At 34.9% G+C, this 18,548-nt stretch carries 12 protein-coding genes; 2 read left to right on the forward strand and 10 right to left on the reverse strand.

What is annotated here, in order from left to right; translation table 11 throughout:
• The first annotated feature begins 41 nt into the window (after positions 1-41).
• The gene (locus JC605_RS12750) at positions 42-1,532 is read left to right on the forward strand and encodes a PLP-dependent aminotransferase family protein (protein ID WP_198856555.1); all 1,491 of its coding nucleotides are present in this window, start codon (positions 42-44) and stop codon (positions 1,530-1,532) included.
• A 131-nt stretch (positions 1,533-1,663) separates the two neighbouring features.
• Here the strand turns inward: JC605_RS12750 and JC605_RS12755 are convergent, their stop codons facing one another.
• A complete protein-coding gene (locus JC605_RS12755; RefSeq protein WP_198856556.1) occupies positions 1,664-3,808 on the reverse strand; it encodes a catalase in 2,145 nt (714 codons plus the stop codon).
• A gap of 537 nt (positions 3,809-4,345) precedes the next feature.
• On the opposite strand from JC605_RS12755, the gene ligD reads away from it, so the two are divergent.
• Complete coding sequence (gene ligD, locus JC605_RS12760) at positions 4,346-6,907, forward strand: DNA ligase D (protein WP_198856557.1); 2,562 nt, start codon at positions 4,346-4,348, stop codon at positions 6,905-6,907.
• On the opposite strand, the gene JC605_RS12765 is transcribed toward ligD, so the two are convergent.
• The 9 genes from JC605_RS12765 to JC605_RS12805 form a co-directional block, all read right to left on the reverse strand.
• On the reverse strand, positions 6,904-7,683 hold the full coding sequence (locus JC605_RS12765) for a Ku protein (RefSeq protein WP_198856558.1): 780 nt from the start codon (positions 7,681-7,683) through the stop codon (positions 6,904-6,906). The two genes, ligD and JC605_RS12765, sit on opposite strands and share 4 nt — an antisense overlap.
• A 162-nt stretch (positions 7,684-7,845) precedes the next feature.
• Complete coding sequence (gene metQ, locus JC605_RS12770; protein WP_198856559.1) at positions 7,846-8,658, reverse strand: methionine ABC transporter substrate-binding lipoprotein MetQ; 813 nt, start codon at positions 8,656-8,658, stop codon at positions 7,846-7,848.
• A gap of 120 nt (positions 8,659-8,778) precedes the next feature.
• Positions 8,779-9,432, reverse strand: coding sequence for a methionine ABC transporter permease MetI (locus tag JC605_RS12775; protein ID WP_095929005.1), 654 nt, complete (start codon positions 9,430-9,432; stop codon positions 8,779-8,781).
• Positions 9,425-10,456 (reverse strand): methionine ABC transporter ATP-binding protein MetN, encoded by a 1,032-nt coding sequence (gene metN, locus JC605_RS12780; protein WP_198856560.1) that lies wholly within the window; start codon positions 10,454-10,456, stop codon positions 9,425-9,427. The genes JC605_RS12775 and metN overlap by 8 nt, the downstream gene beginning before the upstream one ends.
• 333 nt (positions 10,457-10,789) lie before the next feature.
• On the reverse strand, positions 10,790-11,794 hold the full coding sequence (locus JC605_RS12785) for a hypothetical protein (protein WP_233074097.1): 1,005 nt from the start codon (positions 11,792-11,794) through the stop codon (positions 10,790-10,792).
• 14 nt (positions 11,795-11,808) lie between these two features.
• Positions 11,809-13,023 (reverse strand): hypothetical protein, encoded by a 1,215-nt coding sequence (locus JC605_RS12790; protein ID WP_198856562.1) that lies wholly within the window; start codon positions 13,021-13,023, stop codon positions 11,809-11,811.
• 176 nt (positions 13,024-13,199) lie between these two features.
• Positions 13,200-14,117, reverse strand: coding sequence for a DMT family transporter (locus JC605_RS12795; RefSeq protein ID WP_198856563.1), 918 nt, complete (start codon positions 14,115-14,117; stop codon positions 13,200-13,202).
• Positions 14,117-15,256: an N-acetylglucosamine-6-phosphate deacetylase gene (gene nagA, locus JC605_RS12800; protein WP_198856564.1), complete on the reverse strand. Its 1,140-nt coding sequence runs from the start codon at positions 15,254-15,256 to the stop codon at positions 14,117-14,119. Before nagA ends, JC605_RS12795 begins: the two co-directional genes overlap by 1 nt.
• Positions 15,257-15,265: 9 nt before the next feature.
• A complete protein-coding gene (locus tag JC605_RS12805; protein WP_198856565.1) occupies positions 15,266-18,469 on the reverse strand; it encodes a LamG-like jellyroll fold domain-containing protein in 3,204 nt (1,067 codons plus the stop codon).
• Between the last annotated feature and the right edge of the window lie 79 nt (positions 18,470-18,548).

The raw sequence follows: 18,548 nt of genomic DNA on the forward strand, positions 1-18,548 counted from the left end.
AGTATCTTGCCGTACTAATAAAAAGTGTCAGTTTATAAATTATGGATAGTCCGGTTGAAATTCCTTTTAAAAGCTTTATTCAGCTTAAACCAGAACAAAGCACTGCTATTTATCTGCAGCTTGTTTTTGAATTTATCAAAGCCATACAAACGGGGTTTCTTCCCGAAGGTACTAAACTTCCTGGCACTAGAATTTTATGTAAAGTGCTTTCTGTTAACCGAAACACTTTAATCAAAGCCTTTCAGGATTTAGAATCACAAGGTTGGATTGAAACACTTCCCAACAAAGGAACTTTCATTTTATCTCAGCAAAAACAAAAAAACAAAGCTGAATTTAGTATTTCGAAAGAACAAAATACCACTTCAGATAATATCGGCTTTAGTTTTCAGCGTTCTACTATTCTTGAAAGTCCGATTGAAATTAGCAATTTGCCATATCAATTTAATGACGGAATGCCCGATTTACGATTGGTTCAAACCGATGTTTTGGCCAGATTATATGTTTCGAAATTAAAAAGACGAAAAACCTCTAAAACTTACGAACAGATAGAACTTCGTTCGCATTCGAATTTTAAAACTCATTTTTCCAATTATCTCAATCTTACCCGTGGAATTCGTATTTCGACTTCTAACCTTCTTACAACAAGCAGTCACGAAATCGCTTTGTATCTGGTTACAAAAGTGCTTATTACTCCAGGCGATAAAGTCATCGTAGCTTCGCCGGGATATTATATGTCAAACATGACGCTGACCAATACGGGAGCGCAGATCATTTCTATTCCGGTAAATGAAGATGGAATTGACACCAAAAAGCTAAAAGAAATCTGCGAAACAACCAAAATCAGGGTTTTATATTTGACATCCAATTATCATTATCCAACCACTATTTCGCTTAGCGCTAAAAAAAGAATCGAAGTGCTGGAATTGGCCAATCAATACGGGTTTGTGATTTTGGAAGACGATTACGATTTTGAATTTCATTATGATAATAATCCTGTTTTGCCATTGGCTGCTTTTGACTCAAATCAGAAAGTAGTTTATATTGGTTCTTTCGGAAAATCACTACCATCTGGTTTTAGCTACGGTTTTGTTGCGGCACCTGCCGAATTTATCAAAGAACTCGAAAAGCATCAAAACATCTTAGAACCCAGAATTGATGTCATAAAAGAACAAGTTCTTACCGAATGGATTACCGAAGGCGAAGTGCACCGTCTTTCTAAGAAAAATAAAAAAATCTATAAAGAACGACGCGATCATTTTGTTTCAATTCTAAATGAAAAACTTAAAGGCAAAATCAAGTTTAAAGTGCCACCAAGAGGATTGGCAATTTGGGTCGAATGGCTGGATCATTTTAATCTGATTCAGTTTCAAAAAGAATGTTCTAAACATGGTTTGTTTCTGCCAAAAACCATTTTATATCAAAGCAAAAACCTCACCGCGACCCGTTTAGGATTTGGACATTTGGAGAAAGAAGAAATGGAAAAAGCCGTTTCTATTTTGAGTGAGAGTTTGGAAATAATTCTAGAGAAATAATTTTTCAATCCATAAAACAAAACATAGCGCGTGGTTTCAACCATGGGTTATATTGGAATATAAATGTGCACAGAATAATTGTTTTATTCTAAAAAAAATGGCTGTCGCAAAAGACAGCCATTTTCATTTTATTACAGACTTTTTTCTCTTTCCCAAAAACGATGTCTTCCCAAAGCTTTTATAAACGAAGTAGCTAGCAATTTGTCTGCCCCATTTTCACTTGTCAAAACTCCAGGGTCTTTAGATTTTATATCACTGTTATTTTTTAAGACCTGTACTCCTTCGGCTTCAGCTGCAATAAATTTACAGTGATGATACGAATCATTTAAAAACTCTTTTACCTCTTTTATTTTCGAAAGATTTGCAATTCCTTTTCCACTTGGAATAAAGACACCATCAAAAAGTACCGATGCCGCAATTTTATATGTCTGATCTACTGGAATTTCTGTTCCTTCTGCAGAAACAATAGTTCCTAGATGCGGTGCTATAATAACGGCTTTTGCTCCTGCATTTTGCAAGGCCGTTTTCATTACTTTTATTGAATCTGCACTTACGCCGTCAGTACATAAAAAAGCTATTTGTCGAGTTGCAATTGTATTGGAAATGGTTGGATTTTTAAGCATACTCAAAGCATCTGAACTTCCTACATTCGGTTTTACTTTTGACGGTTCTTGATTTCCTTCATCATCTGCCCCTACCCCATGATTTATTGGTTTTTCAACATTTTTCGGAACTGGAATTCCTAAATTTTTAGCAACCTTTGATGCTAAATCAGTATTTACCTGATTTAAAAGTCCGAGCATTCTTTCTCTAATCGAAACCGTTTCTACTTTTCCCAATTCAAAAGACAAAGCACTAGCAATATGATCTTGTTCTATAGACGTTTGGCTGTTGTAAAAAAGCGCCGCCTGACTAAAATGATCCGAAAAACTGTTACTTCTCGCACGTACTTTATGAGCATCTACTCGTTCATTAAAACTTACAAATCCGCCCTGATCCATTTTGGCTTGAAATGGGCATCCGCCTCCTAAAGAATTTGGATGATAACTCACTTTACCTTTTGCAATTTCCTGACGCATGTGTCCATCACGCTGATTATTGTGCATTGGCGCAATGGTTCTATTAATTGGAATTTCGTGAAAGTTTGGACTTCCTAATCTTGATAATTGCGTATCGGTATACGAAAATAATCTTCCTTGCAATAAAGGATCATTTGAAAAATCAATTCCAGGAACTATATGTCCAGGGTGAAAAGCCACCTGTTCAGTTTCTGCAAAAAAGTTATCTGGATTTTTATTCAAAACCATTTTTCCAACAATCGTTACAGGAACCAATTCTTCTGGAACTAATTTGGTGGGATCAAGTAAATCAAAATCAAATTTATGTTCATCGCTTTCAGGAATAATCTGAACCCCTAATTCCCATTCTGGAAAATTTCCTGCTTCTATGGCTTCCCATAAATCCTGTTTATGAAAATCTGAATTTTTTCCTGATATTTTCTGTGCTTCATCCCAAGCAACTCCGTGTGTGCCTAATTTTGGTTTCCAATGAAATTTTACAAAATGCGATTCATTTTTCTCATTAATAAATCTAAAAGTATGCACTCCAAAACCTTCCATCATTCTTAAACTTCTTGGAATCGCCCTGTCGCTCATTACCCACATAATCATGTGCATGGATTCTGGCATTAGCGAAATAAAATCCCAAAAGGTATCATGTGCCGAAGCAGCCTGCGGAATTTCATTGTGCGGCTCTGCTTTAACAGCATGAATCAAGTCTGGAAATTTCATGGCATCCTGAATAAAAAATACAGGCATATTATTTCCGACCAAATCAAAAACGCCTTCCTGCGTATAAAATTTAACAGCAAAACCGCGAACATCTCGAGCTAAATCGGTAGATCCTCTAGAACCAGCAACAGTCGAGAATCGAACAAAAACTGGTGTTTTGATACTCTTATCGTTTAAGAAGCCTGCTTTGGTATATTTTTCCACGCTATTGTACAATTCAAAATAACCATGCGCTCCCGAACCTCGCGCATGAACAATACGTTCTGGAATTCTTTCGTGATCAAAATGGGTAATTTTTTCTCGTAATATGAAATCTTCTAAAAGAGAAGGGCCTCTTTCTCCTGACTTTAAAGAATTGTTATTATCGTTTATTTTAACGCCTTGGTTGGTGGTTAAAAATTCGTTCTCGGCATTTGATTTATTCTGTTCTAAATCGTTCTGTTTTCCATCAGAATTGTCTTGATTTGTTTTTTTTGAATTTTTCATTTTCTGTTGATTTTACATTTATCATTCAATGAAGCTTGTGAGGTATTTCTCAAACAATAGGCTAACAAAGTTAGATCGCTTTTCAAGCTAAAACTTATACAATTCAGCTTAAGGATTATAACATTCAAATTATAACATATATGAAAATCAATATTTTACTTATAATTATATAAGCGCTAAATTTAATCCTATAACAGAAAAAACCTTTTTGAAAGTAACTTTGAAATAGAGTTTTAATTCAAAAAGACTTATTTAATTTTTATGTTATAATTGATCTTCTAATGTTATGGAATATCAAAATAGTATGGGTAAAGAATATATTACCAGTTTCTCCACTCAATGCTCTCCTACTAGGAGTTATCAGTGGTGTAATTGGCATACTCAGCTGGATTATCATATTTAAAATGACCGATCATCAACCCCCAATTGATTTTAAAGGTTATTATATTCAGCTGTTCTTTGCCCATATTATTTTTGCTGTCACAGCAACGACGCTTTACTCTATATCATTAACCACTTTAATTCTTTTGAAAACTTATGTCACTGTCTAAATACAACCAAAAAAGAGATTTTAAACAAACTAGAGAACCTAAAGGCAAAGTGGAGAAATCGGAAGACGAACTGATTTTTGTCGTGCAGAAGCATGCTGCATCGCATCTTCATTACGATTTTAGGTTAGAAATGGATGGTGTTTTAAAAAGCTGGGCAGTGCCAAAAGGTCCGTCAATGGATCCTGAGGTAAAACGTCTAGCCATGATGGTCGAAGATCATCCGTACAGTTACAAGGATTTTGAAGGCACAATTCCAGAAGGAAACTATGGTGCTGGAATTGTAATCGTTTGGGATAACGGAACGTATACTTCTGATGAAAAAACAGTTTCGGACGAAAAACAATTGCTGAGTGATCTCGAAAAAGGCCGTTTGAGTTTTATTTTAAAAGGCAAAAAACTGAAAGGTGAATTTTCTCTAGTGAAACTTCACGGAAAACAGGAAAATGCCTGGCTTTTAATCAAGAAAAAAGATCAATATGCTTCTGATGCTGATATTTTAGAAAAAGACAAATCGGTTATTTCTAAAAGAAGTTTGGAACAGCTGATAGCAAAATCTGAAAAACAGGCTTCAAAAACAGAAGAAAAAACGGCTGAGAAAAAAGCTGTAAAAAAAAAGACCAATCCAAAAACCGAAAAAGCTGAATTTCTAAAACCCATGCTAGCCAGCTTACGAGAAAAACCTTTTGATAATGAAGAATGGATTTTCGAAAATAAATACGATGGCTATAGGACGATTGCTGTCATTAATGCGCAGCATGCAGATTTATTCAGCAGAAATCAGCTTTCTTTTACTGAAAATTTCAAACCAATCGCCGAAGAATTACAACAAATAGATCATAATGTAGTTTTCGATGGCGAAGTTGTCGTGGAAAATGATGCTGGTAAAGCCGATTTCCAGCTGCTTCAAAACTATATGAAAACTGGGATTGGAAATCTTAAGTATTATGTTTTTGATTTATTGAATTTGGATGGAAATCTAATTACCGAATTATCGCTTCTGGAACGAAAAGAACTGTTGAAAATTCTCTTCAATAAGTATTCTTTTTCGAATGTTTTTTATTCTGAACATACCGTTGGCGACGGAATACAACAATTTGAAAAAGCGGTTAAAAACAAAACAGAAGGAATCATTGCCAAAAAATCTGATAGCACTTATACTGTAAATAGAAGAAGTTCCAACTGGCTTAAAATAAAAACCGCCAATGAAGAAGAAGCAATTATTATTGGAATCACGGAACCTAAAAATTCGAGAAAGTATTTTGGCGCTCTTTTACTTGGCCAATATGATGGCAAAAAGCTGCATTATATTGGCAAATGCGGAACTGGCTTTACAAAAGCAATCCTTAAAGAATTATACACTAAACTAAAACCGCATTTTATTGAAAAATCTCCGCTTGATGAAAAAGTTCCTTTGCGCGACCCAATTCAATGGATAAAACCAAAAGTCGTATGTCAGGTGAAATTTTCGGAGTGGACACAAGATCAACATTTAAGACATCCAGTTTATCTTGGATTAAGGATTGATAAAAAGGCGGAGGAAGTTTTTTTATCCTTTAAAAAAGAAGATTTAACTCAACTAAATTCAGATGAAATGACCATTACACCAGAAAATAAAAAGGAAAAAAACGAGAACGATTATGATTTAAAAATTGGTAAAACGACTTTGCATCTCACTAATCAGAATAAAATTTATTTTCCAAAAGATAAGATTACAAAAGGCGATATTGTGCAATATTATAATGAAGTTTCAGAACTGATTTTGCCCTATTTAAAAGACCGCCCAGAGTCGATGAACCGTTTCCCGAACGGAATTGATTCTCCTAGTTTTTATCAGAAAGATGTTGATGTTGATAAAATTCCGAAATGGCTTAAAACAAAAAAAATCTTCTCAGAATCCAACAATGCTGATATTGATTATCTGATCTGCAATAATAAAGAAACGCTGCTTTATATGGCCAATTTAGGCTGTATCGAAATGAATCCGTGGAACTCGACCATCAAACATATTCAGAATCCAGATTGGCTCGTAATTGATTTAGATCCCGCCAAAGACGATTTTAAACAAGTGGTTCAGACGGCCTTGGTTGTAAAAGAAGTTTTAGACGAATTGGAAACCGAATGCCTCTGTAAAACTTCGGGCGCTTCTGGACTTCATATTTATATTCCGCTTGGCGCGCAATACGATTATGATTCGATTAAAATTTTAGCCGAGTTAATTGCCAAAGAAGTACATTCCAGACTTCCTGATATTACTTCGGTTGATAGGAGCATCAAAAAAAGGAAAAATAAACTGTACATCGATTTTTTACAAAACCGACGCGGACAAACTTTGGCAGCGCCGTATTCTGTCCGTCCAAAGCCTAGTGCAACAGTTTCTACGCCTTTAGAATGGAATGAAGTAAATGATAAACTGCATCCATCGCAATTTACCATCAAAAATGTATTAAAGCGATTTGAGAAAAAAGGCGATTTATGGAAACCCGTTTTATCTAAAGGCGCCAATATTAAAAAGATTATTCACAAACTGGAAAATAGTCAAAATAGTTAAGACGATTTTTTCTTTTTGTTTTCGAGACTGGCTTTCAGCATTTCCATTAAATCGTCGCTTTGTTTGTGTACCACTTTTAGTTTTGGAGCAGCTTTCTGCGGTTTTCCTTTGGCTTTCTTTTTAATGATATCCAAAAGCTTGGCTGTATATTCATCTTTAAACCCAGAAATATCAAACTTCTCTGTTAGCTGATCTATCAGTTTTTCTGCCATATCCATTTCTTTTGTCGCTTTTTTGGACATTGGTGGCAGCTTCAATTCGCTCGTACTTCTAATTTCCTGTTCAAACCGAATTCGGTTTAAAACAATCACATTTTTGTACGGTTTTAAAATTGCTAGGCTTTCTTTATTTCGCAGTACAAATCTTGTAATGCCTACTTTTCCTGAAGCTTCAAGCGCATCGCGAAGCAATCCGTAGGCATTCATTGCGCCTTTGTCTGGTTCGAGATAATAGGGCTGTTCGTAATAAATACTTTGGATTTCTTTTTCGAAAGCAAAACTTTCAATATCAATTGTTTTGGTTTTAATGGCATCTGCGGCTTCAAAATCAGAATCTTCCAGAATAATATATTTACCATCCAAATTATATCCTTTTACGATATTGGCGTAATCTACTTCTTTGCCCGTATTTTCATTAACACGCTTAAATTTGATATTAGCATGATCTTTCGCATCTAGCATATCCATATCTAGACTGCTTTCCTCTACAGCCGAAAACATTTTTATCGGAATATTAATCAACCCAAAACTTACCGAACCTGTCCAAATCGCTCTCATGATTTTTGTTTTAAAATTGAACACTAAATTTAGTTCAATCAAAAAAGGTAAGCCTTACAAAATCAAAAGATTGTTTTATATAATTGTGAATTGTAAAATGTGAGATGTGAAATGTCTTAATCCATAACATTTCACATCTCACATTTTACATATCACATTCTTTTACCAGCCTTTTACTGCTCCGCCTTTAAATTCTTGCTCGGCTGCTTTTTCAACTTCTGGAGATTGAAAAGCTTGTAAAAACTGTTTTACTTTTTCTTCGTTTTTATTGTCTTCACGGCTTACTACCAAATTCACATAAGGCGACTCTTTATCTTCCACAAATAAAGCATCACGAGAAGGAACCAATCCTGCTGCAGAAGCGAAAGTATTGTTGATGATTGCAATAGAAACATTTTCGTCGTCTAATGCACGAGGCAATTGAGGCGCTTCTAATTCTAAAATTTTTAAGTTTTTAGGATTGCTCACAATGTCAGTTACCTTTGGCAATAAACCAACACCATCTTTCAATTTCAATAATCCGTTTTTCTGTAAAAGCAATAAAGAACGTCCTCCGTTTGTTGGATCGTTTGGAATAATAATCGTGCTTTCGTTTTTCAATTCAGAAAGGCTTTTTATTTTTTTAGAATAAGCTGCAATCGGATACACAAACGTTTTTCCGATAATGGCCAATTTGTAACCGCGTTGTTTTGATTGTTCATCTAAATACGGTTTATGCTGAAAAGCATTTGCATCAATATCACCCTGACTCAAAGCTTCGTTTGGAATCACATAATCGTTGAAAGAAACTAATTCTACTTCCAATCCGTATTTTTCTTTTGCCACTTTTTTAGCCGCTTCTGCCACTTTCAATTCTGGACCTGAAGCCACTCCCACTTTAATAAAATGAGGATCATTATTTTTTTTATTTCCACAATTGGATAAAACAAGCGCCAAAGCCAAAACTCCAGCTATTTTTAAAATATTTCTTTTCATAATAATTATATCTTTTTTAAATTTTAACTTCTAACACTTCACTTTTGACTTTTGACTTTTGACTTTTGACTTTCGACTTTTGACTTTCGACTTTTGACTTTTGACTTTCGACTAAAAATCTTATCTATGATCGAATCGTTTTGATAATCGATCTCCCGCAAACTGAATCACGAATACTAAAATGACCAATAGAGCCAAAACTGAATTCATTGTTACGGCATCATAACCAATATATCCATATTGATATCCAACTTGTCCCAAACCTCCTGCTCCAACAGCTCCGCCCATTGCAGAATATCCGACAAGAGTAATTAAAGTAATTGAAGCCGCATTAATTAACGAAGGCAAAGCTTCTGGCAATAATACTTTGTAAACAATTTGCAAAGGAGTTGCTCCCAAAGCTCTTGCCGCTTCAATTAATCCTGACGGTAAACCTAGCAAGCTGTTTTCTACTAAACGAGCAATAAATGGCGCCGCACCAATACTCAACGGGACTAAAGCTGCACTCACACCAATTGAAGTTCCGACAATGGCACGTGTAAACGGAATCATCCAAACGATTAAAATAATAAATGGAATAGAACGAAAAACATTTACCACAACTGATAATGTTCTGTTTAAAACTGGCTGTTCTAGAATTTGATTTTTACGAGTTAAGAACAATAAAATTCCAGTTGGAAGTCCTAACAAAAAACCGAAAAAGCCCGATACAAAAGTCATAACAATGGTTTCCCACGTTCCTTTTAATAATAAATCTATAAGAGAATCAGACATAACCTATAATTTCTGTTTTAATATGTTTTGAATTAAAATACTGAATTGCCGCAGTGTAATTTTCGCGTTTTCCTGAAAGTTCAATCAGCATTACGCCAAAATTAACTTCGCCCGCCTGATCCATTTGTGCGCTTACAATTTTGAAATCGGTATCAAAAAGTCTTGAAACTTCTGATATAACCGGTTCATTAACCGATTTTCCTGTCATTTCTAATTTCAATAACGGATTCAAATTTCCGTTATCTTCTTTCTGTAATTTTTCCTGATAAACAGAAGGAACATCAATATGTAAAGACGAAGCAATAAACTCTTTTGTCAATTCATGTTTTGGGTCTGCGAAGATTTCTCCAACACTTCCTTGCTCGATCAATTTTCCATGACTGATTACCGCGACTTCATCACAAATCGATTTTACCACTTCCATTTGATGCGTAATCAATAAAACCGTAATATTCAGACGTTTGTTAATGTCTTTCAATAAATTTAAAATCGATCTTGTAGTTGCAGGATCTAGTGCGCTTGTAGCTTCATCAGACAAAAGTACTTTCGGATTATTGGCTAAAGTTCTTGCAATAGCTACTCTTTGTTTTTGTCCGCCCGAAAGACTTGCTGGATAATCGTTTGCTTTTTCGGCTAAACCAACTAATTGCAATAATTCTAAAACACGTGTTTTGATTTCGCCTTTTGAAGTTCCAGCCAATTCTAATGGAAAAGCCACATTGTCAAAAACAGTTCTAGAAGAAAGCAGATTAAAATGCTGAAAAATCATTCCGATTTGTCTTCTTTCAATCGCTAATTCTGCGTTTGATAACTGCATTAAAGCTTTTCCGTCAACGATAATTTCGCCAGAAGTTGGTCTTTCCAACAAATTCACGCAGCGAATCAGCGTACTTTTTCCTGCTCCGGAAGTTCCAATTACACCAAAAATTTTCCCTTCAGGAACTGTCAAAGAGACATCAGACAAAGCCGAAACGATTTTGTCTTTCTGATGAAAAGTTTTGGTTACATTTTTTAATTCAATCATTTTTTGAGTTTTAAAAACAAAAAAGCCTTTCATAAATCAGTTGAAAGGCTTTTTTGAAATAAATTTTATCATTTTATATTTAAGCCAGCTCAATAAATACCATAACAGTAGCACAGCACATCATGCTGCGACGATAATAATTATTCATTTTCTGGTTCTGTTTCTTCATAGCGAGTGCAAATTTAAATAGTTATTTTCAATTTTAACGCATAAATTATCAAAACTTTTATTAACCTATCAATTTAGTAGGTTATTTTAAGGCTTTAAATAAAAAAATCCAAATTCCAATTTGAAGTTTGGAACTTGGATTTAAAAGTATTGAGAGTCAAAATCTTAATTGTTCTGTTCTGCAATTACAGATTTATTCAATTTAATAACTCTAATTTTTTTATTGGTATTATCAGATAAGAAAATACGGTCATCAAGCTGTGCCGTACCAACAATAGTCCCAAATGGATTTTTTCCTAAAATATCAGAAGCGCTTAAAACCGCTTTGTAATTCATTTTATTGAACTCTGCTTTTGGATACAATTTTAAATAAGAAGCACTTCCAATATTTTCTGAAGTAACTGCCCAATCCTTACTAAAAGATACTGCAATTGGTTTAATATCCAAAAATTGCACTTTTTGCGGCTCTATAGGAGTTGTAAGCGAAGCTTCTGCATTAGCTTTTATATTGGCTATATTATAATACAAATAGCTTTTTGCATCTCTTCCTGCTACTACCAAATTTCCGTCAAGAATATCTAATGAATACACTTCTGTCCATCCGTTTAAAGTATTTAATTTGGCAATAGGTTTTAAATTCCAATCGCTGGTTTCTGTAATTTGAGAAGCGTCAAGAACTTTTATGCTTTTTTCTTTTTCTTTTACAAACACCAATCCGTCTTTTGCTACAACACCAAAAACGTGTACAAAAGTTTGCCACCATTGACCGTTTCCTACCGTACTGATTCCCGCATTTGTAGTTTCATCAAAAACAAATAATCTCGATTCTGTACTTCCTACATAAATGCGACCGTTATCAACGCTAACAGATGTTAAGCTCGTTAAAGGAATTGTTGTTGTTCCTTTTTTGTACTCTTTAATTGTTTTAATATGAGCTAATGTTAGTGCATTAAAAACTTCCAATACATTTCCGTTAATAACGTATAATTTCTCATTTGCAATTGCAATTCCTTTTGGATCGAATGCTTCTGTGCTTCCTGGAATATTTTCGTTAGTAATAGAAGCTTCATCTGTTGGATAATAATAGGTATAATCTTTAGATGCTACATCGTCTTTACTGCAATTTGTAAACAAACAAAGCGCTAAAATTAGGGGCAGAATATGTTTCATGTTTAATTTATATTTTAGTTCCATTTTCCTTCACCTTTATATTTCAGCAAAAATGGATTTTTAGGATTAATGGTAAATACTGGTTTTTTATAAGTTCCTTTTACATAAGCCGTTTTTGCATATGTTTTTAAAACTTCTGGATCTGTAAACGGAAGATCATTTAAGTAAATCAGGTATTTATAAAAATGAGTAAGCATTTCCTGTTGGCCACCGCCTTCGCCACTATTTGCTAAATTACTGCTATGGCTAAAACCGATGTGATGCGAATATTCGTGAGACCAAACCGACATTTCTCCTAACCAATGTCCAGTTACATAACCCGACTCCCATTGCGAAGCCAGATTTCCTCCGCCCCAAGCAGAATCTCCTCCTACCATAGCCATCCAAACGGTTCTTTTATCAAGATAGTTCCAATATATTTTTTCGATTTCTTCTTTAGAATAGTAATCGTAAACTCCATCAACATCTTCAGCATTTCCATGCCAATTTAATGCACCGTTTATAGCTGTCCCTGCAGTCGTTGCCTGTTCTTGTTTGTATCTGTCAAAGTTGATGAAAGTATCATAATACAAAGGATGGCTTAACGCATACGAATAGTTAATAATCATCGTAATTGCTTCTTTTGCTAAAGCTGGATTCATTGGAAGAAATTTACCCAATTCATTAATGTGGTATCCATCATGAAACTGAACTAAATGCGTCGATTTTATCTTTTTGATTTTCTTAAACAAAGGATCTTCCGATTCTATAAAAAACTCAATTGCTCCAGACGAAAATCCGTCGATTTTATCGATTGTTACCGTATTTCCTGTTTCTAGCAAATAATCATTTTTCTGCTCCGTTAAAGGAATTTTATGAAACGAACGATGAAAAGCTGGAACTTTTGAAAAATTAAAAAGCAAAAACTTCTTATCGTAATTCGCCAATTTTGCGTACACCTTAACATCTGTCAGTCCAACTGGAGAATAAAGTGAAACTTGTACAGAATCTTTTCCTTTTAAAATAACTTGAAAAGGTTCGTTTACTCTAAACCAGCGATCTGCTTTATTGTACATGATTGAAGGATCTTCGTCGTCTTCAAACATAGTCATTGGTTTATTTTCTGCGGGTAAAGCTGTAGCATCTATGCTTGGCAGGTAACTTGGTTTGTAGTTTTCGCCATCATCACTACAGCCAAAAATAATACTTGCCAATAGGGCAAATACAAAAAAGTGAGTGTTTTTTCTCATCAGTAAGTAAAGTAGGTTTGGGGTTAAAATATCATGCAAAACTATAAATATGCTCGATAAAAACAAGCATATTGCAAGAAAAATATGAATATAAAGTATACTAATAGTAAATTTTTGTATACTATTTCTATACTTAAAACTTTTTTAATGTTTTGATTTTCAAACATTTCATCTTGTCATTTTTCTTTTATTTTTTTTGAAGAAAGGCTAATATACAATCCTAATATTACGAAAACAACACCAAGAAAAGTATAAAAAGTCAATGGTTCCTCGACAACTAAGTAAGCGATTAAAAAACCGAATATTGGACACAAGAAAAGCCAATACGAAGCTTTTATCGGATTTATTTTTAAGAGATAAAGCCAAAGCTGAATGGCTCCAATAGAAACTGCAATTGCCAGCCAAAAAGTGGAAAGCCAGAAATTTAAATCTAAATTATTTTGATCTGATTTATAAGTTAAAACCAAGACAGGAAAAAGAAATACAGCTCCAATTATGGTTTGCCAGCCATTTATGGTTAAAATATGCAAATCATTCCATTCTTGCCTAGAATAATAAATTGTTCCTAATGAATATGCAATCATACTAACTAGAAGAATCAGTATTCCGCTGGGAGTTGCGAAGCTGCTTTGTAATAAAGGATAGGCCGCAAAAAAAACACCCGTAAGACAAAGCAATAAGCTAATAATATTTTTAAAATCGATTTTATGAGATAACCAAACTGCCGAAATCAAAACAATAAAAACAGGATTAGTTGCTACTGCCAAACTCCCTAAACCAGCGGATACTTTTTGCATAGCAAGAACATACAAACCCAAATAAAAAGTAATATTGAGCAAACCATAAATACTGATTTGAATCCATTCTTTTCTTTGAGGCAGACGTTTTGCCATTATAAGATGCGAAATAAGAAGCATAATGCATCCAGCGATTAGAAATCTAAAAATAGAAATTACAAAAGGCTGAGCAGAATGAAGTCCAATTTTTGTAGCTGTAGATGCAGAAGCCCACAAAAAGGAAAAAAAAATTCCGATAAAAATGATTTTGAGTTCTTTAAATTTACTCAAAATTGGAGACACTTTTTCTTTAATCATTAGGAAATAGAACTGTCGGTTTTAGAAAAATCAAGCGTTTCTATTTCACTTAAATCAGCATTGAATTGGACAAAACTGGCAGGAAAACCAGGCTTTATTTTGCCGATTTTTTCTTGCATACCAATAGCAGAAGCTACCCTTGTAGTTGCCATTTTTATTGCTTCATCAGCCGAAACATTCAGATGATTGTAAGCATTTTGCACCGCTTCTGTCATTGATATTGTAGCTCCCGCCAGATTGCCGTCTTCGTTTCTGTAAAAACCATTTTCTAAATGCGCGTCAAAATTGTCCCACTTAAAATTGGCTACTTTTCGCCCTAAAAAAGTTGCATCGCTTATTAGGAAGAATTTTTCTTGTTTTAACTTGTAAGCTACTTTTGCTGCTGCATAATCGCAATGTGCACCATCTAGAATAACTGGAGCATAAACTTCTTCATTTTCAAAAACAGCTCCAACCAAACCTGGTTCGCGGTGGCCAAACTGCGTCATGGCATTAAACAAATGTGTCACAAGATTTATTCCTTTAGAGAAATAAAATTGTGCTTCTTTGTGTGTTATGGTCGAATGGCCAATCGAGATCGTAAATCCGCTCTCGATTAGCATATTCAATTGTTCTTCTGTAAAACATTCGGGTGCAATTGTAATAACTTTTATAACATCTTTTCCCTTTCTGATTATTTCTTCTAATTCTTCATTCGTTGGCTTTCTCACCTGATCAATACTGTGGGCGCCACGTCTTAACGGATTTAAAAACGGACCTTCCAAATGCATTCCGACAACGCCATTTTTGTGCTTTTGCATGTATTCTCGAACTGCTTCAATTCCGTTGAGAATAGTTTCTCTCGAAGAAGAAATCAAACAAGGTAAAACATGTGTTGTGCCATACTTCATGCTTGCATCATAAATATCCTGAATGGTTTCTTCATTTGGAGTCTGACTGAAATAGTACTTTTCTCCTCCATTAATCTGAATATCTATAAATCCTGCAGCGAGATGATTTCCTCCCAAATTAATTTGCTCAATGTCATTTGGTATTTCTTGGTGTACTGAAATAATAGTCCCGTTTTCAATAATTACGGCCCCATTTTCAATTACTTCATCTCCTGTATGCACAATCGCATTTACAATTGCTTGTTTCATGTTTTAATTTTATTTCTTTATAATTTTACTGTTAAGTCCAGTATTTGAATCTTTTACATTTAAAAGATAAATTCCTTGAGGCTGGTCTGCCAATGAAAATGATATCTCTTTTTCGTTCAAATTTAAAACGGAAGTTCGAATTAATTTCCCAGTTAAATCGAATAATTTAATTGCAGCAATTCCAGAAGCATTATTTACTTTGATTTTAACTATATCCTTAACAGGATTTGGACTTACTTCAACACTAAATTCGTTATTTTCTATTACAGTATTTTCTGTTACTTTTTTTGCTGATAAAGAACTTGATGGAGGCAAAAATGTATCAGCTCCGCTTGTAAGCCAGTTTAATGAGAAACGGACAAAATACATCTGATAAGTTGAGCTTTCGCCATTTTCATAATAAATGCCAATTGTTCCGTCTGGCAAAATAGTAAGACTTGAATAAGCAGATGCTCCAGGAAATATTGTTTTTGGCGAACCCCAAGTTGTTCCTTCATCTGTACTCATTTGCACGCTTACATTTTTACGGCTGCTTGAAAATGGAATCGAATGTAATAAGCGATTTTTATCGTAACCATCAAGTGTTGAAGTATAACGAATAAAATCACCATCACAATTTGGATCTGTTATACTTGTTTGATTATAAGCTGTTCCCCATGTTGCTCCTTTATCTGTCGAGATATTAAAACGGCGTGTTCCCGGATTTCTTATACTCATCATAATGTTTCCGTTATTCAATTCTACCACTTTTGCTTCATCTCCATCTATTTCTGCTCTATTTGTCGATGCTGTCCAAGTAATACCGTGATCGGCACTTGTAATTAAATAATTACTAATGCGTTCTGTTCCTGAAACATTTTCTCGAACTGCAATTGTGGCAACAATTTTACCATCACGTAATTGATGTGCTCTACCAGAAGCAACAAACAATCCTTTCCAATTTGGGTTTGGTCCGTAGATCTGACTCGTAATATCTACAGGACTTCCCCAAGTTACGCCGTTATCCGTACTATGAATTACCAAAACCTTTGCAGGAACCGCATTAGTTGAAGCAAAAAATCCTTTATCTGCAGAAACTAAACACAATAATTCTCCTGTCGATTTATCTAAGACCAAAGCCGCATCTCCTGCTCCGGTTGCCGCTCCAAAATTGGCAATTGTTAATGGTGAAGACCAAGTTTTTCCGTTATCGGTACTTCTGCGCACAACAGGATCTATTTTTGCCGATAAATCTCCTGAGCCATTCCATCTTTTATCTGTTACCGTTACCAGCGAACCATCGGCAGCAGTGATGATTGCTGGAATACGATAACTTGCAGAACCTGCATCTCCAGGCGTAAATAAAAGCGTATTGGTTAATAATATTACTCGGTTTCCAGATACTGTATTTGAGGCTACATTATAAGTTATTCCGTTTGCAACAATTGACTCGCAGGTTGCATCTAATAAATTTCCTTCAGTTGCTCCAGCTGAAACATCGTAAGTAATCCAAAAATAATTATCTCCAGAAGCCAATGCTTTTGATCCGTTTACAATAAGATTTCCGCTAGAAGGTGTAACATTTCCAAATAATGTTGCTGTTGTCGGATTAAAAATTGCTGTGCTTCCGCTTGAATATATTTTAATATTTGTAACGTCGCTAATATTGGTAGTTCCTGCCATAGTAAACTTTAAAGCACTTACCGTCAACGGATTTAAATTGCCCGAAACAGAAGCTTTTACCGCTATAATTCTCTGATCTGTATCGCCTAAACCTGTTGGCAATTCTGTCTGAATCAAAGAGATTGAATTAATCTGCATTTCATTCGTCTGCGCAATAACAGAAGCTCCATTCATTAATGTTCCTGGATGATTATTCCCTGAAATATCTGGAACCGTTGTACCACTTATATTTTCAAAATCCCAAGCGGCAATTAATCCAGTTTCTGTTCCCGTTATTGCAACTGTCTTATCGGTCAAAACTTCTGCTGCAGTCATAGCTTTGCTCCAAAAACGAATGTCATCGATTTGGGCATTCATATAAGAAGAAAAATTACTTATCGTGCCAAAAAACAAATCTCCTGTATTTGAAACTGTATTTGTTCCTCCAATGTTAGACGATGTTTTAGTTTGCTGCAAAACACCATCAACATAAATTTTACAGCTTGTGGTGGCAACATCAACTACCATTGCCAAATGATGCCAAACATTGTCTGCAATACTCGAAGTTCCGTACGGCGGGCCTGCTGCTCCTGCGCTTGTCGTTAAATTTACTCCAAACTGTCCTCCTCCTGCCGAAGTATTATTTATAAATTCATATCCAATTCCAGAACCATTTGGACGTTTGCTCAAAATACGTTTTCCGAAATCGCCCGTTTTTATTCTGCAACTTATGGTTAAATTTTGTCCAGCCGCCAAGTTAAAATCACTATGATTTGAAACTAACATATAATCATTTACTCCGTCTAAATTTAAAACCATCGGAAAAGCATTTGGAAAAGTAACAGATCCAAAAAGAGTTCCCGTATGACTATTTCCTGAAATATCTGGAACTGAAGTGCCGGTTATATTTTCAAAATTCCATGCTGCCAAAAGATCTGTCGCAGGTCCATTAACAACTGCTGTCATATCTGCTTGCAATTCAGTTGCTGTCATTGCTTTATTCCAAACACGTACGTTATCAATCTGTCCTGCCCATTTGTAGCTGTTGGAAGCGTCTGAAGTTGCACCAATTACAAAGCTCACAGCATTAGAAAAATCGGAAGTTACAGAAGTAAATGTTTTTCCTGTATTGGCTAAAACTCCGTCAATGTATCCATACATAGTTCGGTTACTCGAGGCATCCATAACCAAAGCGATATGATGCCAAGTTCCGTCTGCGAGAGAATTAGCAGAATAGCCTGCTGTACTTATGCTTGCTGGAGTTCCAGTACCACTCATGTTCATGGCAAACTTTCCTGCATTTGTGCCGTTTCCTGTCCAAAATTCATATCCATTACCAGAAGTGCCATTTCTTTTAGCAAAAATTCTTGGTGTTCCAGTATTGGTTGTTGTTTTAATCCAACAGGTTACGGTTTTATTTTGACCCGAACCAAAGTCTAAATCCGGATGATCTGCCACTGTCATATAAGTTGAAGTGCCATCAAGATTTAAAACTTTACCACTTTGCGCTTTTGTATTTATACTGCATAAACACATCAAACACGAACAAAAATAGCGTAATACATTTTTCATAGTTTTTAATATTTGGTTATAAATTGGTTAAAAAGCATTAAAAAATAATAACGAAAAACTTGATGACTGGCGGATAAAT

Source organism: Flavobacterium sp. IB48, assembly GCF_016405855.1.
Taxonomy (GTDB): domain Bacteria; phylum Bacteroidota; class Bacteroidia; order Flavobacteriales; family Flavobacteriaceae; genus Flavobacterium; species Flavobacterium ginsengisoli.

Coding starts and splice junctions, on each gene's coding strand:
- JC605_RS12750 (WP_198856555.1), top strand. CDS start 42: ATGGATAGTCCGGTTGAAATTCCTTTTAAAAGCTTTATTCAGCTTAAA.
- JC605_RS12755 (WP_198856556.1), bottom strand. CDS start 3,808: ATGAAAAATTCAAAAAAAACAAATCAAGACAATTCTGATGGAAAACAG.
- ligD (WP_198856557.1), top strand. CDS start 4,346: ATGTCACTGTCTAAATACAACCAAAAAAGAGATTTTAAACAAACTAGA.
- JC605_RS12765 (WP_198856558.1), bottom strand. CDS start 7,683: ATGAGAGCGATTTGGACAGGTTCGGTAAGTTTTGGGTTGATTAATATT.
- metQ (WP_198856559.1), bottom strand. CDS start 8,658: ATGAAAAGAAATATTTTAAAAATAGCTGGAGTTTTGGCTTTGGCGCTT.
- JC605_RS12775 (WP_095929005.1), bottom strand. CDS start 9,432: ATGTCTGATTCTCTTATAGATTTATTATTAAAAGGAACGTGGGAAACC.
- metN (WP_198856560.1), bottom strand. CDS start 10,456: ATGATTGAATTAAAAAATGTAACCAAAACTTTTCATCAGAAAGACAAA.
- JC605_RS12785 (WP_233074097.1), bottom strand. CDS start 11,794: ATGAAACATATTCTGCCCCTAATTTTAGCGCTTTGTTTGTTTACAAAT.
- JC605_RS12790 (WP_198856562.1), bottom strand. CDS start 13,023: ATGAGAAAAAACACTCACTTTTTTGTATTTGCCCTATTGGCAAGTATT.
- JC605_RS12795 (WP_198856563.1), bottom strand. CDS start 14,117: ATGATTAAAGAAAAAGTGTCTCCAATTTTGAGTAAATTTAAAGAACTC.
- nagA (WP_198856564.1), bottom strand. CDS start 15,256: ATGAAACAAGCAATTGTAAATGCGATTGTGCATACAGGAGATGAAGTA.
- JC605_RS12805 (WP_198856565.1), bottom strand. CDS start 18,469: ATGAAAAATGTATTACGCTATTTTTGTTCGTGTTTGATGTGTTTATGC.